The organism is Microtetraspora malaysiensis, from assembly GCF_050947145.1.
GTDB lineage: Bacteria > Actinomycetota > Actinomycetes > Streptosporangiales > Streptosporangiaceae > Microtetraspora_A > Microtetraspora_A malaysiensis.
In genome coordinates this window covers 8,731,430-8,750,567 of record NZ_CP191998.1, presented here as the reverse complement: position 1 = coordinate 8,750,567, position 19,138 = coordinate 8,731,430, and the positions used below count along the sequence as shown (strand labels likewise).

General features: G+C 71.1%; 18 protein-coding genes. 10 read left to right on the top strand and 8 right to left on the bottom strand.

Going from position 1 to position 19,138, the window contains the following annotated elements:
* Positions 1 to 75: 75 nt before the first annotated feature.
* The 6 genes from ACQP1V_RS40785 (at position 76) to ACQP1V_RS40760 (ending at position 5,957) form a co-directional block, all read left to right on the top strand.
* Positions 76 to 2,478 (top strand): sensor histidine kinase, encoded by a 2,403-nt coding sequence (locus tag ACQP1V_RS40785; protein WP_433416709.1) that lies wholly within the window; start codon positions 76 to 78, stop codon positions 2,476 to 2,478.
* Positions 2,479 to 2,524: 46 nt separating this feature from the next.
* A complete protein-coding gene (locus ACQP1V_RS40780; protein ID WP_433416706.1) occupies positions 2,525 to 2,956 on the top strand; it encodes a roadblock/LC7 domain-containing protein in 432 nt (143 codons plus the stop codon).
* Positions 2,953 to 3,336: a DUF742 domain-containing protein gene (locus tag ACQP1V_RS40775; RefSeq protein ID WP_433416703.1), complete on the top strand. Its 384-nt coding sequence runs from the start codon at positions 2,953 to 2,955 to the stop codon at positions 3,334 to 3,336. Before ACQP1V_RS40780 ends, ACQP1V_RS40775 begins: the two co-directional genes overlap by 4 nt.
* A complete protein-coding gene (locus ACQP1V_RS40770) occupies positions 3,317 to 3,916 on the top strand; it encodes a GTP-binding protein (RefSeq protein ID WP_387409041.1) in 600 nt (199 codons plus the stop codon). Before ACQP1V_RS40775 ends, ACQP1V_RS40770 begins: the two co-directional genes overlap by 20 nt.
* A 69-nt stretch (positions 3,917 to 3,985) precedes the next feature.
* Positions 3,986 to 4,669, top strand: a complete 684-nt coding sequence (locus ACQP1V_RS40765) for a YoaK family protein (protein WP_433416700.1) — start codon at positions 3,986 to 3,988, stop codon at positions 4,667 to 4,669.
* A 181-nt stretch (positions 4,670 to 4,850) separates the two neighbouring features.
* The gene (locus ACQP1V_RS40760; RefSeq protein WP_433416697.1) at positions 4,851 to 5,957 is read left to right on the top strand and encodes a calcium:proton antiporter; all 1,107 of its coding nucleotides are present in this window, start codon (positions 4,851 to 4,853) and stop codon (positions 5,955 to 5,957) included.
* A gap of 75 nt (positions 5,958 to 6,032) precedes the next feature.
* Here ACQP1V_RS40760 and ACQP1V_RS40755 read toward each other — a convergent pair whose 3' ends face one another.
* Positions 6,033 to 7,955 (bottom strand): BTAD domain-containing putative transcriptional regulator, encoded by a 1,923-nt coding sequence (locus tag ACQP1V_RS40755; protein WP_433416694.1) that lies wholly within the window; start codon positions 7,953 to 7,955, stop codon positions 6,033 to 6,035.
* 380 nt (positions 7,956 to 8,335) lie between these two features.
* Between ACQP1V_RS40755 and ACQP1V_RS40750 the strand changes: the two genes are divergently transcribed.
* Together ACQP1V_RS40750 and ACQP1V_RS40745 are read left to right on the top strand one after the other, a co-directional pair.
* Complete coding sequence (locus ACQP1V_RS40750) at positions 8,336 to 9,553, top strand: MFS transporter (protein ID WP_433416691.1); 1,218 nt, start codon at positions 8,336 to 8,338, stop codon at positions 9,551 to 9,553.
* A gap of 55 nt (positions 9,554 to 9,608) precedes the next feature.
* Positions 9,609 to 10,292, top strand: coding sequence for a pentapeptide repeat-containing protein (locus tag ACQP1V_RS40745; RefSeq protein WP_433416688.1), 684 nt, complete (start codon positions 9,609 to 9,611; stop codon positions 10,290 to 10,292).
* 77 nt (positions 10,293 to 10,369) lie between these two features.
* Here ACQP1V_RS40745 and ACQP1V_RS40740 read toward each other — a convergent pair whose 3' ends face one another.
* Positions 10,370 to 10,825, bottom strand: a complete 456-nt coding sequence (locus tag ACQP1V_RS40740; RefSeq protein WP_387409047.1) for a carboxymuconolactone decarboxylase family protein — start codon at positions 10,823 to 10,825, stop codon at positions 10,370 to 10,372.
* A 142-nt stretch (positions 10,826 to 10,967) separates the two neighbouring features.
* Between ACQP1V_RS40740 and ACQP1V_RS40735 the strand changes: the two genes are divergently transcribed.
* Positions 10,968 to 11,840 (top strand): sigma-70 family RNA polymerase sigma factor, encoded by an 873-nt coding sequence (locus ACQP1V_RS40735; protein WP_433416685.1) that lies wholly within the window; start codon positions 10,968 to 10,970, stop codon positions 11,838 to 11,840.
* Positions 11,841 to 12,025: 185 nt separating this feature from the next.
* On the opposite strand, the gene ACQP1V_RS40730 is transcribed toward ACQP1V_RS40735, so the two are convergent.
* The 5 genes from ACQP1V_RS40730 to ACQP1V_RS40710 all read right to left on the bottom strand — a co-directional run bounded on the left by ACQP1V_RS40730 (position 12,026) and on the right by ACQP1V_RS40710 (position 16,373).
* Positions 12,026 to 13,573, bottom strand: a complete 1,548-nt coding sequence (locus ACQP1V_RS40730; RefSeq protein WP_433416683.1) for an amino acid permease — start codon at positions 13,571 to 13,573, stop codon at positions 12,026 to 12,028.
* A gap of 35 nt (positions 13,574 to 13,608) precedes the next feature.
* Positions 13,609 to 13,863: a hypothetical protein gene (locus ACQP1V_RS40725; protein ID WP_433416680.1), complete on the bottom strand. Its 255-nt coding sequence runs from the start codon at positions 13,861 to 13,863 to the stop codon at positions 13,609 to 13,611.
* A gap of 265 nt (positions 13,864 to 14,128) precedes the next feature.
* Positions 14,129 to 15,043, bottom strand: a complete 915-nt coding sequence (locus ACQP1V_RS40720) for a sugar kinase (RefSeq protein ID WP_433416677.1) — start codon at positions 15,041 to 15,043, stop codon at positions 14,129 to 14,131.
* A 141-nt stretch (positions 15,044 to 15,184) separates the two neighbouring features.
* A complete protein-coding gene (locus ACQP1V_RS40715; RefSeq protein WP_433416674.1) occupies positions 15,185 to 15,415 on the bottom strand; it encodes a hypothetical protein in 231 nt (76 codons plus the stop codon).
* A gap of 412 nt (positions 15,416 to 15,827) precedes the next feature.
* The gene (locus tag ACQP1V_RS40710) at positions 15,828 to 16,373 is read right to left on the bottom strand and encodes a type 1 glutamine amidotransferase domain-containing protein (RefSeq protein WP_433416671.1); all 546 of its coding nucleotides are present in this window, start codon (positions 16,371 to 16,373) and stop codon (positions 15,828 to 15,830) included.
* A gap of 93 nt (positions 16,374 to 16,466) precedes the next feature.
* Here ACQP1V_RS40710 and ACQP1V_RS40705 point away from each other — a divergent pair, with 93 nt between their 5' ends.
* Positions 16,467 to 17,213, top strand: coding sequence for a DUF72 domain-containing protein (locus ACQP1V_RS40705; RefSeq protein WP_433416668.1), 747 nt, complete (start codon positions 16,467 to 16,469; stop codon positions 17,211 to 17,213).
* A 35-nt stretch (positions 17,214 to 17,248) separates the two neighbouring features.
* Here the strand turns inward: ACQP1V_RS40705 and ACQP1V_RS40700 are convergent, their stop codons facing one another.
* Positions 17,249 to 19,096 (bottom strand): AAA family ATPase, encoded by a 1,848-nt coding sequence (locus tag ACQP1V_RS40700; protein WP_433416666.1) that lies wholly within the window; start codon positions 19,094 to 19,096, stop codon positions 17,249 to 17,251.
* Between the last annotated feature and the right edge of the window lie 42 nt (positions 19,097 to 19,138).

Genomic DNA, 19,138 nt, shown 5'->3' with positions numbered 1-19,138 from the left:
CGGTATTTCCGCCTGCGCGGTTAAATATGGGCCAATCGCCAGGAAACTCTAGAGACTTCATGCAGGGTGGGTGCTATGCGCTTCCGCAACTCCCGTGTGCGGGCGAAGGTTACAGCGCTGCTGTTGTCGCTCATCGCGCTTTGGGGCTTCGCCGCGTGGGTCACGGTGCGGGACGGTCTGAACCTTCTGTGGGTGTCCGTTTACGACACCAAGGTGTCGGAGCCGACCGAGGAACTGGTGGCCAGGCTCCAGGAGGAGCGACGGCTCTCCCTGGTCAGACTGGGGAACCCGGCGCTCGTGGGGGCCGATGTCCTGGCGGCTCAGCGTGCGCGTACGGACGCCGCGGCCGCCGAGTACCGGCGCCTCGCCGACGGCACTGACGTCCACCTGGCGGCGGGCGCCGCGCTCCAGGCGCGCATCTCCGAAACGTTCAAGCAACTGGACGAGCTGCGCTCCGACCGGCAGGCGATCGACTCGGGCCGGGCCGACCGGGCGAAGGCGCTCACCACATACTCCGAGATCATCGCGGTCTTCTTTCGGACCTACGACTCGCTGGCGACCCTCGACGACCAGGAAATCGCCAGGGATACCCGGACGCTCATCGCGTTGACCCGTGCGGCGGAAATCCTCTCGCAGGAAGACGCATTGCTCGCGGGCGCCATGGCGGCCGGACGTTTCACCGAGGCCGAGCTCACGCAGTTCACCGAGACGGTGGGCGCACAGCGGTTTTACATGGACCAGTTCTTGGTCGAATTGCAGGCTGCGGACGCCACCGCGTACAAGCAGCTCACCGGCAGCAAGGCGCTTTCGCGCGCACGCAACCTGGAGAACCTGGTCATCCGCCAGGGCAGCCCGGGCGCGGCCCCGCCGGTCAGCGCCGAGCAGTGGCGCGTGGTGGCCCAGGCCGCGCTGAAGGACGTGCAGAACGTGGTCTTCACGGCCGGTGACGCCCTGGTGGGCCGGGCCGCGCCCGTCGCCGTCGGCGTCATCGTCCGCCTCGTCCTCGCCGGCGTCCTCGGCCTCTTCGCCGTCGTCGCGTCGATCATCCTTTCGATCACCACGGCCCGCGCCCTGGTCCAGCAGTTGGAGAAGCTCCGCGACGCGGCGCTCGAACTCGCCCACGAGCGGCTGCCCGGCGTCGTCGACCGGCTCGGCCACGGCGAGAAGGTGGACGTCGCCGCCGAGGCGCCGCCCCTCCAGTTCGGCGGCGACGTCGTCGGCCAGGTCGGCCAGGCGTTCAACGCCGTCCAGGAGACCGCGATCCGCACCGCGGTCGAGGAGGCCGAGCTGCGGCAGAGCATCCGCGACATTCTGCTCAGCCTGGCCCGCCGCACGCAGTCGCTCGTCCACCGGCAGCTCACCCTGCTCGACGTCATGGAGCGGCGCGAGAACGATGAGGACGAGCTGCGCGACCTGTTCCGCGTCGACCACCTCGCCACCCGCATGCGCCGTAACGCGGAGAACCTCATCGTCCTCTCCGGCGCCTCCCCCGCCCGCGCCTGGCGCCGCGCCGTCCCGATGGTCGACGTGGTGCGCGGCGCGCTCGCCGAGGTCGAGGACTACACCCGGGTCACCGTGCTCCCGATGGGCGACGTCGAGCTGAGCGGACGCGCGGTCGGCGACGTCATCCACCTGCTCGCCGAGCTGATCGAGAACGCCGTGTCGTTCTCCCCGCCGTACACGATGGTGCAGATCAGTGGGCAGGTCGTCGCCAACGGCTACGCCATCGAGATCGAGGACCGCGGTCTCGGCATGACCGAGGAGGACCTGGCCACGGTCAACGAGCGGATCGCCGATCCCCCCGAGTTCAACCTGTCCAGCACGGCCCGCCTCGGCCTCTATGTGGTCAGCAAGCTCGCCGAGCGGCACGCCATCCGCGTGGTGCTCAAGAGCTCGCCGTACGGAGGGACGACGGCGATCGCCCTGCTTCCCCACGAGCTGATAGGCGACGGCATGAACCAGCAGAGCTCGTCCGAGTCCGCGGCCGCCGGGCGGCCGGCCGGTGAGAACGCCTTCGGCGCGGCGCACGACGAGCAGGAGAACCCCTCGTTCCCCGTCTCGCGGATCGCCCTGGTGGGCGGCCGGGAGCCGTCGGTGCAGGCCGTGCGGACGATCCCCGACGCCGCGGCGTCCCCGGCCCCGGCCGCCGACGCGCCCGACGTCACCGGCCCGCACACCGGGCCCGTGTCCGGCGCGCGACCGGAGCCGGAGCCGAACGGCGAGCAGGGGACGCCGTCCGAGTCGGCCTTCACACCGTCCGGCCTGCCGTTCCGGGTACCGCAGGCGAGCATCGCCCCCGCGCTGCGCGACGACACGCCGACCGGGGCCGCCGACGAGGACGAGGACGACGACCGTTCCCCCGAGGAGATCCGCAAGATCATGGGGTCGTTCCAGAGCGGCACCCGGCGGGGCAGGTCCGACGCGTCGAAGCTGGCCGATGAGGACACCGGCCCCTTCGACGGCCGGCCGTCGGCGTGACCGCCCCGCCCCCCAGCCGTTCACCCCGCAATAAGGAGATCTCCTGGTGACGCAGAAGACCAGCGCGTCCGCCGACCTGGCCTGGTTGCTCGACGACCTGGTCGGGCGGGTGCGCGAAGCCGAACACGGCATCGTCCTGTCCAAGGACGGCCTGCTCATGGCGTCGTCCAAGGGGCTGGACGTCGACGACGCCGAGCACCTGTCCGCGGTGGCGGCGGGCGTCCAGAGCCTCGCCTACGGCGCCAGCGAACGGTTCGGCGGCGGCAACGTTCGCCAGACCATCATCGAGATGAAGTCGGCCTACCTCATCGTCAGCGTGGCCGGCCCCGGCGCCTGCCTGGCCGTGCTGTGCGCGCAGGACGCCGACGTCGGCCTCGTGGCGTACGAGATGGCCATGCTCGTCGTCCGGGTCGGACAGTATCTGACCTCTCCCGCGCGAACCGTCGAACCCCCAGCCAGGAGCGAAGTGCCGCGATGAACATGGAGCGAAGTCCCGGAGAGTCCCCGGAGGAGTGGCTGCTCGACGAGCCGACCGTCCGCCCGTACGTGATGACGCGCGGGCGCACCGACGCGAGGGGCAAGTTCGACCTCGTGACCATCGCGGTGACGATCCGCGCCACCACGGGAGCGGAGGTCGGCCTCGACCCCGAACACCTCACCATCGCCAGGCTGTGCCGCAGGCCCCTGTCCGTGGCGGAGATCGCCGCCCACATGGACCTGCCCGCCGGGACCGTACGCGTGCTGCTCGGCGACCTGCTCGAAAAGGGCTTCGTCGCCGTCCAGCAACCCCAACCGGAGATGGACGTGCTCGACGAGAGAACTTACAGGGCGGTGCTCGATGGCCTCCGGGCACTCTGACCCACCCAAGCTGCCCAAGGCGATCAAGTTGCTGATCGCGGGCGGCTTCGGGGTCGGCAAGACCACCATGGTGGGCGCGGTGTCGGAGATCCGCCCGCTGCGCACCGAGGAGACGCTCACCGACCGCAGCGTGGGCGTGGACGACCTGTCCGGGGTGGAGGCCAAGAGCACCACCACCGTGGCGATGGACTTCGGACGCATCACCATCGGCGACGAGTTCATGCTGTACCTGTTCGGCACGCCGGGCCAGGAGCGGTTCTGGTTCGTCTGGGACGAGCTCGCCCGCGGCGCCCTCGGCGCGGTGGTGCTCGCGGACACCCGCAGGCTCGCCGACTGCTTCCCCTCCGTGGACTACTTCGAGCGCCGGGGCACACCGTTCGTCGTGGCCGTCAACTGCTTCGACGGCTCCCCGCAGTACGACCTGGACGAGGTGAAGCTCGCGCTCAACCTCGGCCCCGAGGTCCCGGTGCTGCTGTGCGACGCGCGCAGGCGCGAGTCCGGCAAGGAAGTGCTGATCACCCTCATCCAGCACGCCTACAGCAGGCGTCCGGCCGCGGCCAAGGAGGTCTCGGTCCGCTGACCGCGCGGTGGCCGTGCCGACACGGCCACCGTCCGTGACAGGGAGTGACGGGGCAGGTAGGAACGCGGCATGACCTCGCCGCGGCTCACCCTGTTCGCCGTCATCCTCACCTTCGGCACGGGAGCGGTGGACGCGGCGAGCTTCGTCCGGCTCGGCGGGGTCTTCAGCAGCGTGATGACCGGAAACCTGATCGTGGCCGGGTCCGCGATCAGCAGCGCGTCCCTTGACACGGCGCTCCACACCGTCGTGGCGCTCGCCGGGTACGTCATGGGAGCCGCGCTCGGCACACACGTCGCGGGCCGGCCCCGGCCGGACGAGCCGGTCTGGCCGGGCCGGGTCACCGTCACCCTGGCGATCGAGCTGGGGGTGATCGCGTGCTTCGCCGTCGGCTGGGAGCTGGCGGGTGAGAAGCCCGGGATCGTGGCCGAGCACGTCCTGCTCGCGCTCGCGGCGCTGGCGATGGGCATGCAGAGCGCGGCGATGCGCGGCCTCGGCGGGCGGGCCGCCCTGTCCACGACGTACCTCACCGGCACCCTGACCGGGGTGGTGGCCGCCCTGCTCACGCCCCGGGAAGGCGCGCGATTCGACCTGCGCGGCATGGCCATCCTGGCCGCCCTCACCGCCGGGGCCGCCGGCGGGGCGGCGTTCGTCTTCTTCGCCCCGGCGCTCCTTCCGGCCATCCCCCTGGCCGCGCTCACGCTGGTCGTCGTACTCGCCTGGTTCACCGGGCCGCGCGGCGCGGCGGCGGGATGATCGGCGGCTCTTCCCGTGAGCCGGGGCCCGAGATCCGGACATCCGGGTAAGGATGTTACGCGTCGTGAACGGTGTCGTACCGGTGCCGTGGGTAGGTGAACCTCCCGACCAAGCAGCGGCACCCGGCACGTGTGGCCGGCCGCGAGCGGTCGCCGAGCCGATACCGAGCCGGTGGGGGAGCATGAGCCGCCTGCGCGACGTCCAGTGGATCGATGCCCTGAGATACGCCGTCCCCGTGCTCGCGGTCGTGACGCTCGGGCTCGCGTGGGGACGCGTCCTGCCGCCCGTCCTCGTGGTCGTCGTCGCGCTGCTGCTGGCCGGGGCCGTGCTGTCCGCCGTTCACCACGCGGAGGTGGTCGCGCACCGGGTGGGCGAGCCGTTCGGGTCGCTCATCCTCGCGGTGGCGGTGACCGTCATCGAGGTGGGGCTGATCGTCAGCATGATGGTGTCCGCCGAGGGTGGGTCGGTGTCGTCGCTCGCCCGCGACACGGTCTTCGCGGCGGTCATGATCACATGTAACGGCATCGTCGGGCTCTCGCTGCTCGTCGCCACGATGCATCGTCGTGTCGCCGTGTTCAACGCGGTGGGCACCGGGAGCGCGCTCGCGACCGTGGCGACCGTGGCCACGATGTGCCTGGTGCTCCCCACCTTCACCACCACGGCGCCGGGTCCGGCCTTCTCGCCGCCGCAGCTCTGGTTCGCCGCCATCGCCTCGCTCGCGCTGTATGTCCTGTTCGTCGTCACCCAGACGATCCAGTATCGCCAGGATTTCCTGCCGGTGACCGAGGAGGGCAAGGTCATCGACGTGGTGGAGCACGACGGCCTGCCCTCGACGCGGCTGACGATGGGCAGCCTCGTCCTGTTGCTGGTGGCGCTGGTCGCCGTCGTCGGCCTGGCGAAGGTCGAGTCCCCCGCGGTCGAGGCCGCGGTGCGCGCGGCCGGGCTGCCGCAGTCGGTGGTGGGCGTCGTGATCGCGCTGCTGGTCCTGCTGCCGGAGACGCTCACCGCCCTACGGGTCGCCCGGCGGGGCCACGTGCAGATCAGCCTCAATCTCGGGTTCGGCTCGGCCATGGCGAGCATCGGGCTGACCATCCCCACCATCGCCGTCGTCTCGATCTGGCTGAGCGGGCCCCTGCTGCTCGGCCTCGGCCCGATGCAGATCGTGCTGCTGGCCCTGACGGTCGCCGTGGCCGCCCTCACGGTCGCTTCCGGGCGGGCGACCCTGCTTCATGCCGGGGTCCACCTGGTGGTGTTCGCCGCTTTCCTCTTCCTCGCGATCAGCCCCTGAGTTCCCGCCGCGCCGGCCGTCCACCTGATCCGCGACGCGAGGCCCGCGCGGCGGCGACACCCGCGTCCGCCGTGGTCAGGGCCGCGTCCGCGCCGCCGGATATCCATAAGTGGCCGCCCAGCGCAGGACATGCGAGTAGAGCAGGTCGGCCGCGCTCTCCGCGCCGGACAGGTACCACCGGTAAACCCGCCGGACGGCCTCGCCCCGATCATCGTCGCTGTCCTCCGCGCGGGCCTGGGCCTGCGCGTACAGCCGGACGAGGTCCTTGAAGGCGAAGCGACCCGCCACCCGCTCATCGAGGAGATGCGCGGCCGCGAGTCGATCGAGCAGCCGCACCGTCTGTTCCGTGCTCCGGTCCGAAGCGGCGGCGGCGGCCTCCATCGTGAAGTCCGTGCCAGGCGCGATGCCGAGCAGGCGGAACATCCGCCGCTCCTCCGGCGCCAGCGTCTCGTACGACTCGTCCAGGGCGGCGCGTACGGCTGTGCCGCTGTCTCCGGAGATCTCCAGTGCGGCGAGCCGGTTGCCCTCGGCGAGCTCCGCGGCGTAGTCGGCGATCCGCCGCAGCGGGCGATCGGCCAGGTGGGTGGCCGCGATCCGCAACGCCAACGGCAGCCGCCCGCACAGTTCGGCGACTTCCGCGACGGCCTCCGGCTCCGCCGCGACCCGCCGCTCGCCGAGGAACGAGACGAACAGGTCCCGGGCCTCCGCCGGTGTGAGGACGTCGAGCGTGATCCGCCGCGCGCCCTCCCGGACGATCAGCCCGCTGAGGCGGTTGCGGCTGGTGACGACCACGAGGCAGCCGAGGGTGCCCGGCAGCAGGGGGCGGACCTGCTCGGCGGACGCCGCGTTGTCCAGCAACACGAGCATGCGCCGGCCCGCCATGAGCGAACGGTAGAGGGCCGCGGCCTGCGCCGTGTCGGACGGTATCCGCTGAGGGGGCGTGCCCAGCGCGTGCAGCAGCGCCGTGAGCGCCTCCAGCGGACGCAACCGCGGCTCCGCGGAGTACCCGCGCAGGTTCAGGTAGAGCTGCCCGTTTGGGAACCGATGCATGATCCGCTGCGCCCAGTGCACCCCGAGGGCGGTCTTGCCGACGCCGGCGGGCCCGGCGATGACCGTGAGGGCGACCGGCGCTCCGGTCCCCCCGTGATCGCCGGCCAGCGCCTCGTCGAGCGCCTCGATCGCGTCCGCCCGGCCGGTGAAACCGTACGTGCCGACGGGGAGCTCCCGAGGGACGGGCGGCGACGACGGGCGCGGCGATGGCCAGAGGTCCACTTCGCCGCGCAGCATCGCCTCGTGCAGCAGCCGCAACTCGGGGCCCGGTTCGATGCCCAGCTCCTCCATGAGCAGGGCGCGGGTCCGGCGGAAGACCTCCAGTGCCTCGCTCTGCCGGCCGGACCGGTAGAGCGCGAGCATCAGATGGTGGCGCAGGACCTCCCGATAGGGATGCTCATCCACCAGCAGGGTCAGTTCCGGCACCACTTCGGCGTGCCGGCCGAGCGCGAGGTCGATGTCGGCCCGCTCTTCGACGGCGCGCAGGCGTTCCTCTTCGAGGCGGGCCGCGGTCTCGCGGATCAGCGGGGTCTGGGCGATGTCGCCGTACGCCTTCCCCCGCCACAGTGCCAGTGCCTCGGTGAGCAGCTCGCCCGCGCGGTTCAGGTCACCGGACTCCCGGGCCCGTCCCGCCTCGGCGGCGAGCTCGCCGAACCGGTCCGCGTCCAGCTCGCCGGGATGGACGGCCAGCAGGTAGCCGGAGCCGTGGCTGGTGATGCGCTGGGGCGCTTGGAGCGTGCGGCGCAGCCGGTGCACGTACAGGCGCAGATTCGCCGTGGCGGACGCCGGCGGCTCCTCCCACAGCGCCTCCATGAGGCGCTCCAGGGAGACCAGGGCGTTGGCGTGGCAGAGCAACGCCGCGAGCAGGGTCTGCTGCTTGGCGGCGGTCAGGCGCATCGCCTCGCCGTCGCTTCGCACGACGAGTGGGCCGAGAACCCCGAATTCCACGGCGGACTCCCTGTACTTCGAAGCCGTCGATGCAGAACGTATACGGCCGAAGTGGGATCCACAAGATCGGCTATACCGCGCGTATACCGCCTTGGTCGATGCTGTGACCTGAAGCGAACGAGATCGCGAAGGAGCGATCGGTATGCGTAAGGACGTTATCTGGCACGCCCCGGACTTCAGTTGGGGTAGAAGCGCCGGACCACAGGGCGCTCCTTGGTCCGACTGGGCGTGACGAGTCGCTCGGTTCCCGTGTCGCCGGCGGAACCGTGAACCTTCGTAGAAGGTGATCGCCTGAAGATGGCGCTGGAACCGACGACCCCCATGCCAGGCCGGGTGGCGCACCCCACCGCGCCACCCGGCCTGCAGGAAAGGACGGGCGAATGACCGCGACGGGGGAGCGCCCCGCGACGTTCCGTGACGTGCTCGCCGTGCAGGAGTACCGGAGTCTGTGGCTCTCCGGCCTGATCTCCCGTGCCGGAGACCAGCTCGCCCGGGTGGCGCTCGCCGTACTCGCCTACAGCCTGACCGGGTCCGCGACGGTGACCACGCTCACCTATGCGCTGACGTTCGTCCCCTCGCTGATCGGCGGGCCACTCCTCGGCGGCCTCGCCGACCGGTTCCCGCGCCGGCGGCTGATGATCGCCTGTGATGTGGCCAGAGCGCTGCTGGTGGGGATCATGGCCATTCCGCAGGTCCCCTTCCCGGTCCTGTGCGTGCTCCTCTTCGTCGTCCAGCTGATCGACGCGCCGGAGAAGACCGCGCGGATCGCCACCACGCCCGACGTGCTCGACGCACGGCTGTACGTCACAGGGGTCACGCTCGCTCAGATGACCTCGCAGCTCACCATGCTGGTCGGGTTCGGGGTGGGCGGCCTGATCGTCACGGCCATCGGCCCGCACGCGGCGCTGGGCCTGAACGCTCTCTCCTTCGCCCTGGCCGCGCTGGTGGTGGCGACGGGCGTCAAGGAACGGCCCGCTTCACGGACCGGCCGGGTCGTCTCACTGGGTGAGATGGCGACCGGCGTCGGTCTGATCATCAGGAATCGGAGGCTGCTCGGTCTGCTCGCGTTCGCGCTCCTGGCCACCTTCTCCATCGCCCCCGAGGGGCTGGCCGTACCGTATGCGGCCGCCCTGGGCGGCGGGACCGTCGAGGCCGGCATCCTGCTGTGCGCCATCCCCGCCGGCAGCGTGGTCGGGATGTACCTGGTCAACCGGCTGTCCGCCGGGTTGCCCGCACTGGCACCGCTGGCGGTGGCCTCCTGCCTGCCGCTCGTGGTCACCGCACTCGAACCGGGCGTAGCGGTCTCCGCCGCCGCCTGGTTCCTGACCGGTGTCATGTCGGCCTACCAAGTGATCGCCAATGCCGAGTTCGTCCGCGTCGCCCCACCGGAACGGCGCGGCCAGACGGTCGGCGTGGCCGCCTCGGCGCTCACCGCGGTGCAGGGCATCGGCGTGCTGCTCAGCGGCCCCCTCGCCGACCGCACCGGCCCGCCGGCCACGATCGCGGTGTACGGCCTGGCCGGCACGATCGTGGCCCTTCCCCTCGCGGTGGCCTGGCGCCGGGGCCGTGCCGTCGCACCCCAACCAGAGAGCCGGTAGCCGTCCGCCGCGCCACTTCCGTACGCCGAAGCGTGCGGGGCCGTAGGCTCCGCCCATGCCTCCCTCCGACTCTCGTTCTCAGCGGAAGCGGCCGAAGGAACCGGCCGCGCCCAAGATGCCCCGATCACTCGCCGTCGCGCGGTGGCCCGAACACGACCTCGAAGACGACCGCACGTACCGCTCGATGGCGTTCACGGGCATCGACCTGTCGAACCGTGATGTGGAGATCGCCGACTTCGAGGGATGCCGGCTCGTCGACACCGGCTTCGCGGGCACCCGGCTGCACCGGGCGGGATTCGTCGACGTGGAGTTCGAGCGCTGTGACCTGTCGACCATGGCGGCCAGGATGTCGACCGTGCAGCGCGGCCGGGTGTCGTCGAGCCGCTTGACCGGAACGGCCTGGACGGAGTGCGCGTTCCGCGATGTGCTGTTCGACGGGTGTCGTGCCGATCTGGCCAGGTTCAGATTCTCGACGTTCGCCGGCACCGTCTTCCGGGACTGCTCGATGCCCGAGGCCGACTTCCAGAACGCCGACCTGCGGGGCGTTCGCTTCGAGCGCTGCGACCTGACGAGGGCGCAGTTCTCCCAGGCCCAGATGGACGGAGCCCGCTTCGCCGACTGCACCCTGGTGGGGATCGGCGGCGTGACCAGCTTCAAGGGGGCGGTCGTCAGGAGCCAGGACGCCCAGGGCCTGCTCTACGTCCTGGCCGGGGCGATGGGCATCACCATCGAGGAATAGACCTGCCGGCGGCCCGGGATCCTCGGCATGCGGGTGATCGCCGGTGCCGCCGACGTGAACAGATCGCAGGTCCGCCGTCAGTCCCAACTGGTCCCGGCGGGCACCCGGAGGGTGGTGTTGATGCGGTTGAAGAAGTTCGTGATCGCCACCATCAGCACCAGGGCCCCGAGCTGCCGCTCGTCGTAGTGCTTCGCGGCCTCGGCCCAGATCTCGTCGGTGACCGCGCCGGGCCGGTCGGAGAGCCGGGTCGCGGCCTCGGTCAGTGCCAGCGCGGCCCGCTCGGCGTCGTCGAAGAACGGGCTCTCGTACCAGGCGGCGAGGGTGTGCAGCTTCTCGGAGCTGACACCGGCCTTGGCCGCGCCCGTGGCACCGGCGTGGACGCAGGCGCTGCAGCCGTTGATCTGGCTCGCGCGCAGATGCACCAGCTCAAGCGTGTGACGCGGTACGCCGCCGGCGTACACCTCCTTGAAAATGTGCTGGACGCCTGCCGTGATGTCGGGCTGGGTCGCCGCGTTCTGGATGCGTGCTGTCATCTTTCCTCCAGGGGCCGTGTCGTCGGATCGGCGGACGGCACTACGACGTCCGGCCGCGGCGGGAGGTAACGCCGGCCCGGGAGTTACCTCACCGGGGCGCGACGCGTCGTGGTAGTGACACCGCCGTACACCGAGGAGAACCGTGACCGAAGAGGAAGAGCTCGCCGCGGAGTTCGAGGCCCAGCGCTCCTATCTCCATGCGATCGCGTTCCGCATACTCGGCTCGCACGCCGACGCGGACGACGCCGTCCAGGAGGCGTGGCTGCGGCTTGCGCGGACCGGTCGCGGTGACATCGAGGACCTGCGCGGCTGGCTCACCACGGTGACCAGCCGGATCTGCCTGGACGCGCTCCGCAGACGCGGAGTGCGGGGCGAGCAGCCGCTCGAGCTCGACATCGGCGCACTCGCACGGGAGGCGGCCGGGGACTCCCGGACCGATCCCGAGGCGGAGGCCGTGCTCGCCGACTCCGTCGGCCTCGCGTTGTACGTCGTCATGGACGCTCTCACCCCGGCGGAACGGGTGTCGTTCGTGCTCCACGACGTCTTCGAGGTCCCGTTCGACGCGATCGCGGCCATCCTCGGCCGGAGCACCGCGGCCACCAAGATGCTCGCCAGCCGGGCCAGGGGGCGGCTGCGGCTGGGCGCGCCCACGGCCGATGCCAACGCTGCGGCCCGGGACGTCGTCGACGCGTTCCTGGCGGCGGTCGGCAGGGGCGACATCGCCGGACTGCTGGCCACGCTCGCCCCCGAGGTCGAGCTGCGGGCACAGGGGCCGTGGGGCACCGTCGTCATCCGCGGCGCGGGCGAGGTCGCGACCCAGGCGACGACGTTCGCACGTCGGGACGGGGTGGCGCATCCTGCGCTCGTGGACGGCGTCCCGGGCGCTCTCATCACCGTTGGCGGACGACCGGTCGTGGTCCTGGCCTTCACGGTCGAGGACGGCGCCGTCACCGCGATCAGCGTGCTGACCGCCCCGGCCCGGCTGGCCCAGATCGTCCCGTCGTGGGTCGCGTGACCGTGCGGAGGCGCGGGCGTTCCGGTGGCCGATGGCCGGGAGCCTGAACGCCCGGCGTCTCTACGTTGTCCACAGGGTTCGGGCACATGTCCACAGGCATATCCACAGGGCGGCAGCGCATTTTCCACAGCCCGTACGGCCCACGCCGGAGGGCTGTGGACCGTACGGGGGGAGCCTGTGGACGGTCAGGCGACCGGCTTGGGCTCGTCCAACTCGTCGACGGTGCGGCGGGGGCCGGTGAACCACTTGCGCGCCGAGAGGGTCCACCACAGGCCGATGCCCAGCAGCACGGCGCCCACCGCGATCGGGGCGTAGTTCACGGACGTCCAGGTGAAATCCTTGTTGCCCGGCACGCCCTCGGGCGCGATCGGCAGCACGAAGTACACCGAGATCACCGCGATCTCGATGACGGAGATCCAGCCGAGGACCTTGTACTTGCGTCCCAGCGTCCACGGGCCGGGCTGGAAGGCGTCACCGGCGCGCAGCCGGAGCCAGATGGGGATGAGGAAGGCCAGGTAGAGGCCGATCACCGCGATGGAGACCACGGCCAGGAACGCGACCGGCGTGGCCGTCCCCTCCGGGGCGTACAGCGCGGGCAGCGTGATCAGCAGCGCGACCGCGCAGCCGCCGATGATCGCGTTGACCGGCGTCCGGTTGCGATCCACCCGCGCCCAGAGCCGCCAGCCGGGGACCGCGCCGTCACGGGAGAACGCGTACGCCATGCGGGACATGGAGGTCACGCAGCTCATGCCGCAGAAGAACTGCCCGATCGTGGAGATCCCGAAGATCACCGTGGCCAGTGTGGACGAGAGCGACGAGGTGAAGATGGCGCCGACGAACCCGCCTTCGTTGTTGACGGCGGCCACGTCCGTCGCCGCGAACAGGAACGACAGCAGCAGGATCCAGCCGCCGATCGCCGAGTAGAAGATGGATTTCCACAGGCCCTGCGCCGCCGTCCTGGCCGCGCCGTGGGTCTCCTCGGAGACGTGCGCGCAGGCGTCGAAGCCGGTGATCGTGTACTGCGTGAGCAGGAATCCGAGTGGCAGGACGTAAAGCCAGAACGTGGGGCCGGAGTCGCCAGAGCCGAACCCGGAGTTGTTGAAGCGCTCGAACAGGAAGCCGACGCTCTGGTGCTCCGACGGCCCGAAGATCAGGATGAGCACGACCGCCGCCGCGCCGAACACGTGCCACCACACCGAGACGTTCTGCAGGATCGAGATCAGCCGGTGGCTGAAGATGTTGATCAGCGCGTGCAGCACCAGCACGATCGCGAACAGCAGGAACGTCTGGCGCAGCGCGTCACCGCGTGCCCAACTGTCGCTGAACCGGCCGATGGTGATGTTGAGGAACGTGGCACAGCCGTAGTCGACGCTGGCGGTCACCGCGATCAGGCCGATCAGGTTGAGCCAGCCGGTGAACCAGCCGTGGATCGGCCGCCCCAGCTTGGTCGCCCACCAGTAGATGCCGCCCGCCGTGGGATAGGCCGAGACCAGTTCGGCCAGGCAGAACCCGATGATCAGGATGAACGCCGAGATCAGCGGCCAGCCGACCGAGATCGCGAGCGGTCCGCCGTTGTTCCACGCCTGACTGAACGTCGTGAAGCAGCCGGCCAGGATCGAGATGATGGAGAAAGAGATGGCGAAGTTGGAGAACCCGCTCCAGGTGCGCGCGAGTTCCTGCTTGTAACCGAGTTCGGCGAGTCGTCGGGCGTCGTCGTCGAGGGCTTGCGCCATGTGGCCTCCTCTAACCGGTGGGGGGTGTCCGGCCGTTAACCGGTGGGGGGTGTCCGGCCGTCGCCGAGGTCCCGTACGTCCCGCATGTATGTCTTTGTGGGGATGCGGGGGTGGTCTCGGCGGCGAGGTCGAAGTCGGGCGGCGGCGGGTCGTGGACGCGGCGGCCGGGCGATCGGGACGGTGTCCCGTGCGACGGGGTGGTGAAGACCGCCCTCGACCGTCGGGTGCGTGACCGGACGGCCGACCTGACCGGTGACGAGCCCCAGCGCGTCCCGGACGAGGTCTGGCATGGGCCCGCTCCTTTGGTCTGCGTTCAGACCATTGATCCGATTGTGCGGGCCGGACGTTACGGAAATCAAGCAGTCCTGTGTGACATCTGAGGCGTGGTTGCCCGGTGGGGCATGCGGCCACCGGTCGAGGGCGGCATCGGGCGTCGGGATCGACCGCTGGCACGGGGTCTCTCCACGTAAACCGGGAAAGGAATTCGGACGGGCCCCGGCGTCAGGCGGCCTCCGGTGGAGGCCGTCGGAAAAGAGCCGTCGGATCAGGCCGGTGTCACGGTGGCAGCTCGCCGCGGGTGGGCAGACCCTGCCACGAACTGGGGCTCGCCACGGCGAAGGCGGCCACGGAGATGCCCCGTTTGAGCCGGTCGGCCGGGTGCAGCTCGTCGAGCAGCGCGCTGAGATAGCCCGCCACGAAGGCGCCGCCGACCTCGGTCGCGTCCACGGTCGTGACCGGGGCGGCCTGGGTGTCGTAACGCAGCCCGTCCACCGTCGCGCTCGCCCCCTTGGAGCCCCGGGTGACGACGAGCTCAGGGATCTGGCCGATCACCGATTCGACGAGGCCCAGCTCGTCCTGGTTGGCGAAAAGAATGTCGGCGGACGCGGCCAGTTCGGTCAGGCCCTGCCGTGCCTCGTCCAGGCTCTCCCAGAGGTACGGCCGGTGGTCGACATCCACGGAGATCGTGACTCCCGCGTCCCTGGCCAGCTTGACCGCGTGGTGGACCGCGCTCCAGGAGAACCCGCTCAGCGCGAGGGTGATGCCGGTGACGTGCAGGATCCGCGCCGACTGCACGGGCTCGGCCGGCACGTCGCCGGTGGAGAGCCGCGACCCCGCCGACCCCGCGCGGTAGTAGACGGCGTGCATGGACCGCCCGATCCGGCGTTGCCGTACGACCAGGCCGGTGGAGGCGGTCTCGTCGACCCGGACGGCGGAGACGTCCACGCCCTCCCCGCGCAGCGCGGTCAGCGCCCGGGCGCCCAGCTCGTCGGAGCTGACTCTGCCCAGCCAGCCGACGGAATGGCCCAGCCTCGCCAGCCCGACCGCCATGGTCAGCTCGGGCCCCTCAAGGTCGAGCCGGGCGGTGCCGTCGTGCCGGAGCCGGTCGGCCGACATGACGCCCAGAACCTCACCAAGTGTGAACACCTCGGCCCCGCGGTTCGGCAGCGCGTTGCCGGAAGAAGCAGTCATCTGTGTCTTTCTCCGCGATCGATCGCGATCGATGCGGAAAGCATGGCAGAGGCGACTGTGTGCGGGAAGCGATATCCGATCAAGAACGCGGTCATATGCCGCGAATCACACCTCGGTTCGTCGTGTCGTGCTCGACGGGTTTTAGATGTCCAGCAGGTCGCGGGCCGATTGCGCGGTGATGGCTGCCTGGACCCAGGCGTCGAGCCGTTCGAGGTCGGAGCACTCGCTGATGGCCGTACGGACGTCGTCGGGCACGTCGAGGCCACGCGCGGAGAGCACCGTGAAGATCGAATCGGCCCTGCCTTTCGCCTCGCCTTTGGCCACGTTGTCGCGGGCCCAGTCGCTGAGGAATTCACGGGTTTCGGTCTGCATGAGATCCTCCAGGTGCTCCCAGATCTTGTCGGGTAGCGCCGCGCGTCGGCTCGCAGCTCGGCGGGGGTAACCGCGGTGAGGTCTCCTGTTTCGACCGCCGCGTGATCGTAACGGGGGAGCGGAACGTCCAGGCTTTCGGCCAGGAGTTCGGCCGCCAGCTGGGGACGCTCGTGGAACAGGCGCACGATCGCTTCATGTTGGACGGAGGGCATGGCGAGAAGGTAGAAGTGGCAGCCTGCTTGGAATGCCGAATTTTGAGCGTCCGTAATTGAATGGTTACTTTAAGTGACCAATATAATCCGATATCAACGCCTTGGTCTGGGGCTCCTGATCGGACGCCGCGAGCCCGTCGCGCGCTGGTTCGACCGCTGTCGGTGTCCGGCACGTCGCGCCGATCGCGTTCTCAGCCCTTTCAGCCGCCGAAGGCGTCGAGCACGGTCTGGCAGAACGCCTTCAGGTCGTCGGGCCTACGGCTGGTGACCAGCGTGTTCCTCTCGTCGGAGTCGACCTGGACCTCCTGGTCCACCCAGGTGGCCCCCGCGTTGCGCAGGTCGGTCTTCAGGCTCGGCCAGGAGGTGAGCGTACGGCCGCGGACCACGTCGGCCTCGATCAGCGTCCACGGGCCGTGGCAGATGGCGGCGACCGGCTTGCCCTGGTCGAAGAACGCCCGCACGAACTCGACGGCCTTCGGTTCGGTCCGCAGCGTGTCAGGGTTGGCGACCCCGCCGGGCAGGATGAGGCCGTCGAAGTCGGACGCGGAAACCTGGTCGACCGTCGCGTCGACCGGGAACGACTCGGCCTTGTCCAGGTGATGGAAGGCCTGGATCGTGCCCGGGTCCGTGGAGATCAGCCGAGGGGTGCCGCCCGCGTGCTGCACAGCCTTCCACGGCTCGGTCAACTCGATCTGCTCGACGCCCTCCGGGGCGACGAGGAAGGCGATCGTCTTTCCCTGGATCATGTCGGCTCCCTGGTTTAACGGTGATTTCGCCGATACGCGACCGACCTGCCCGCCGATCGGGGATCTATGCGGGAACGCGGGTAGGGGAGCGGCATGCCCCTGTTCGTCGGCACCTCGGGCTGGCAGTACGCCGACTGGCGCGACCTGCTCTACACCGGCGTGCCGCAGCGGCTGTGGCTCGAACGGTACGGCGAGGTGTTCGCCACGGTCGAGAACAACAACGCGTTCTACCGCCTGCCGTCGCGCGAGACGTTCGAGTCCTGGCGCGAGCGCACCCCCGGCGACTTCGTCATGGCGGTCAAGGCCAGCCGCTTCCTCACCCACATCAAGCGGCTGAAGGACCCGGAGGAGCCGGTGGGGCGGCTGACCGGGGTGGCGGAGGGGCTCGGGCCCAAGCTCGGTCCCGTCCTGGTGCAGCTCCCGCCCACGATGTCGGTGGACTGTGAGCGGCTCCGCCACTGCCTGGCCGCCTTCCCCACGAGCGTCCGCGTGACGGTCGAGTTCCGGCACACCTCCTGGTGGACCGAGCGGGTACGCGAGACGCTGTGCGAGTTCGGCGCCGCCCTCTGCTGGGCGGACAGCCGCGGCCGATCGATGAGCCCGCTCTGGCGGACCGCGCCATGGGCCTATCTCCGGCTGCACGAGGGCCTGGCCCTGCCGTTTCCCTCATACGGTGACCGCGCGTTGCGCACCTGGCTGGAGCGGCTCGGCGACGTCCCCGACGCGTACGTCTACTTCAACAACGACCCGGGCGGCGCCGCGGTGCGGAACGCGCTGCGGTTCGCCGAGCTCGCCCGCGACGCCGGACGCGGTGTGAGTCGTACCGGCCTGCCGGACTGACGCCCCGTTCCCGCGGTGCCGACACGACCGGCGGCTCAGCGTGAGGCGGGGTGCGGGCCGGTGGTGTGCTCGACGGCCAGGCGGGTGAGCTCCACGCGGGAGCGGATGTCCAGCTTGCGGAAGATCTGCCGCAGGTGGAACGCCACCGTGTGGACGCTGATGAACATCTGCTCCGCGACCTGCCGGTTCGTCCACCCCTGGGCGACCAGCATGGATACGGCGTGCTCGGTGTCGGTGAGGCTGTCCCACCCGGTGGCCGGCCGGTCGGCGTAGCTCCAGTGGCGGTGACGCACGCCCTCCTGGCGCAGCCGGTGGCGCAGCCGCGCGGTGTCCCGCGTGGCGCCCGCCTCCTCGTACCCGGCGAGCGCGCGGTTCAGGCTCTCGATCCCCGCGGTCCGGTCGCCGGTACGGCACAGCAGCACGCCGAGGTCCTCCTCCGCCGACGCGCGGGACCAGGGGTCGGCCGCCCGTCCGGCGGCGAGGGCGAGCGCGCGCGGATCGTCGTCGAGCAGGCCGCGGGCGTGCGCGACCTCGTCGTCGAGCACGTCGGCGGGCAGGCGGTTCAGAGCGGCGCCGACCAGCTCGGCCCGCGCGCGGTCGCCCGTACGGAGCGCGAGGCGGACCAGCCAGGCGGCGCAGCCCGGTTCGACGGCGAGCACCCAGGGGTGGCGTCCCAGCGCGGAGTAGACGTCCGCGTCGGCCAGATGCTCCATGGCGGGCTCCGCGCCCTCGCCCGCCTCGATCACGCGTGCCGCCGCCACGGCGCGGATCATCTCGTCGGCGGCGGGACAGGCCCGTACGGCGAGGCGGGGGGAGCGGCCGCGGGCGTCCGCGCCGTCGTGGGCGGCCGGGCGAAGACGATCAGCGGGCCGGGACGGCTCCGGGAGGCGTTCGGCCTGGTGGCGCAGGGCCAGCCGCAGCGGGCGGGGCAGGCCGGCGAGGACGGCCCGCCAGACCAGCTCGGGACGGAAGGTGAGCATGTCTCCGGCCGCCGCCAGCAGCCCGGCCTCCAGCGCCTCCTCAAGCGCGGGGAGCAGCGTCGCGGGGCCGACCCCCAGCAGCTCGGCCACGTCTCCCGGGGAGAACGACCGGCCGAGCACGGCCGCCGCCTCCACCAGGTGCCTGGCCTCGCGGCTCAGCCGGTCCAGCCGGCGCCGCACCAGGACCCGTACGCGCTGGGGGAGCACGGGGGACACCAGCCGGGCCCGGCCGCCCGCGATCTCGATCGCGCCCTCGTCGCGCAGCCCGTCCACCAGCTCGGCGAGCAGGAACGGGTTGCCGCCCGCGCCGGAGGCGAAGTCGAGCAGGCCGGGGTCGGGGCGGGCGCACAGCATGTCGGCGATCACCCGGGCGACGGCGTCCTCCGGCAGCGGGCCGAGCGTCACCCGGCGCGCTCCCTGCCGTTCCAGCAGGTCGAACAGCCGCTCGGCGTCGTGGTCGCGACCGCCGGTGGAACGGGCGAGCAGCCAGGCGAGCGGCCGGGACGACAGCCGGCAGTGCAGTGTGCGCACCGCCATGAGCGTGGCCGGGTCCGCCCACTGGAGATCGTCGAGGGTGACCAGCAGCGGTCCGGCGGCGATCCGCTTCTCCATGTGGGTCCGCAGGCGTTCCACCCGCCTTTCCAGCGGCTCCGGCGCGGGGTCGCTCTCGCCCGGCAGGTCGTCGAAGGCGGACAGGAGCGGGTTCAGCGGGATGAGCCGGTCCAGCTCCTCGGCGCCGCCCGCGGCCAGGCCGAACCCCCGGGTGGCGGCCCGTTCCGCGGCCCGGGCGAGGAGCGTCGTCTTGCCGGTGCCGGGCTCGCCGTCGATCAGCAGGGTGGCGCGCTCGCCGGTTCCGGCCCGATCCAACAACTCGGCGACGGCGGCCAGTTCGCGTGCCCGCATCGAAAGTCCCCCGAAATGTCTAGCGATTCGCCTGGTCAGTTG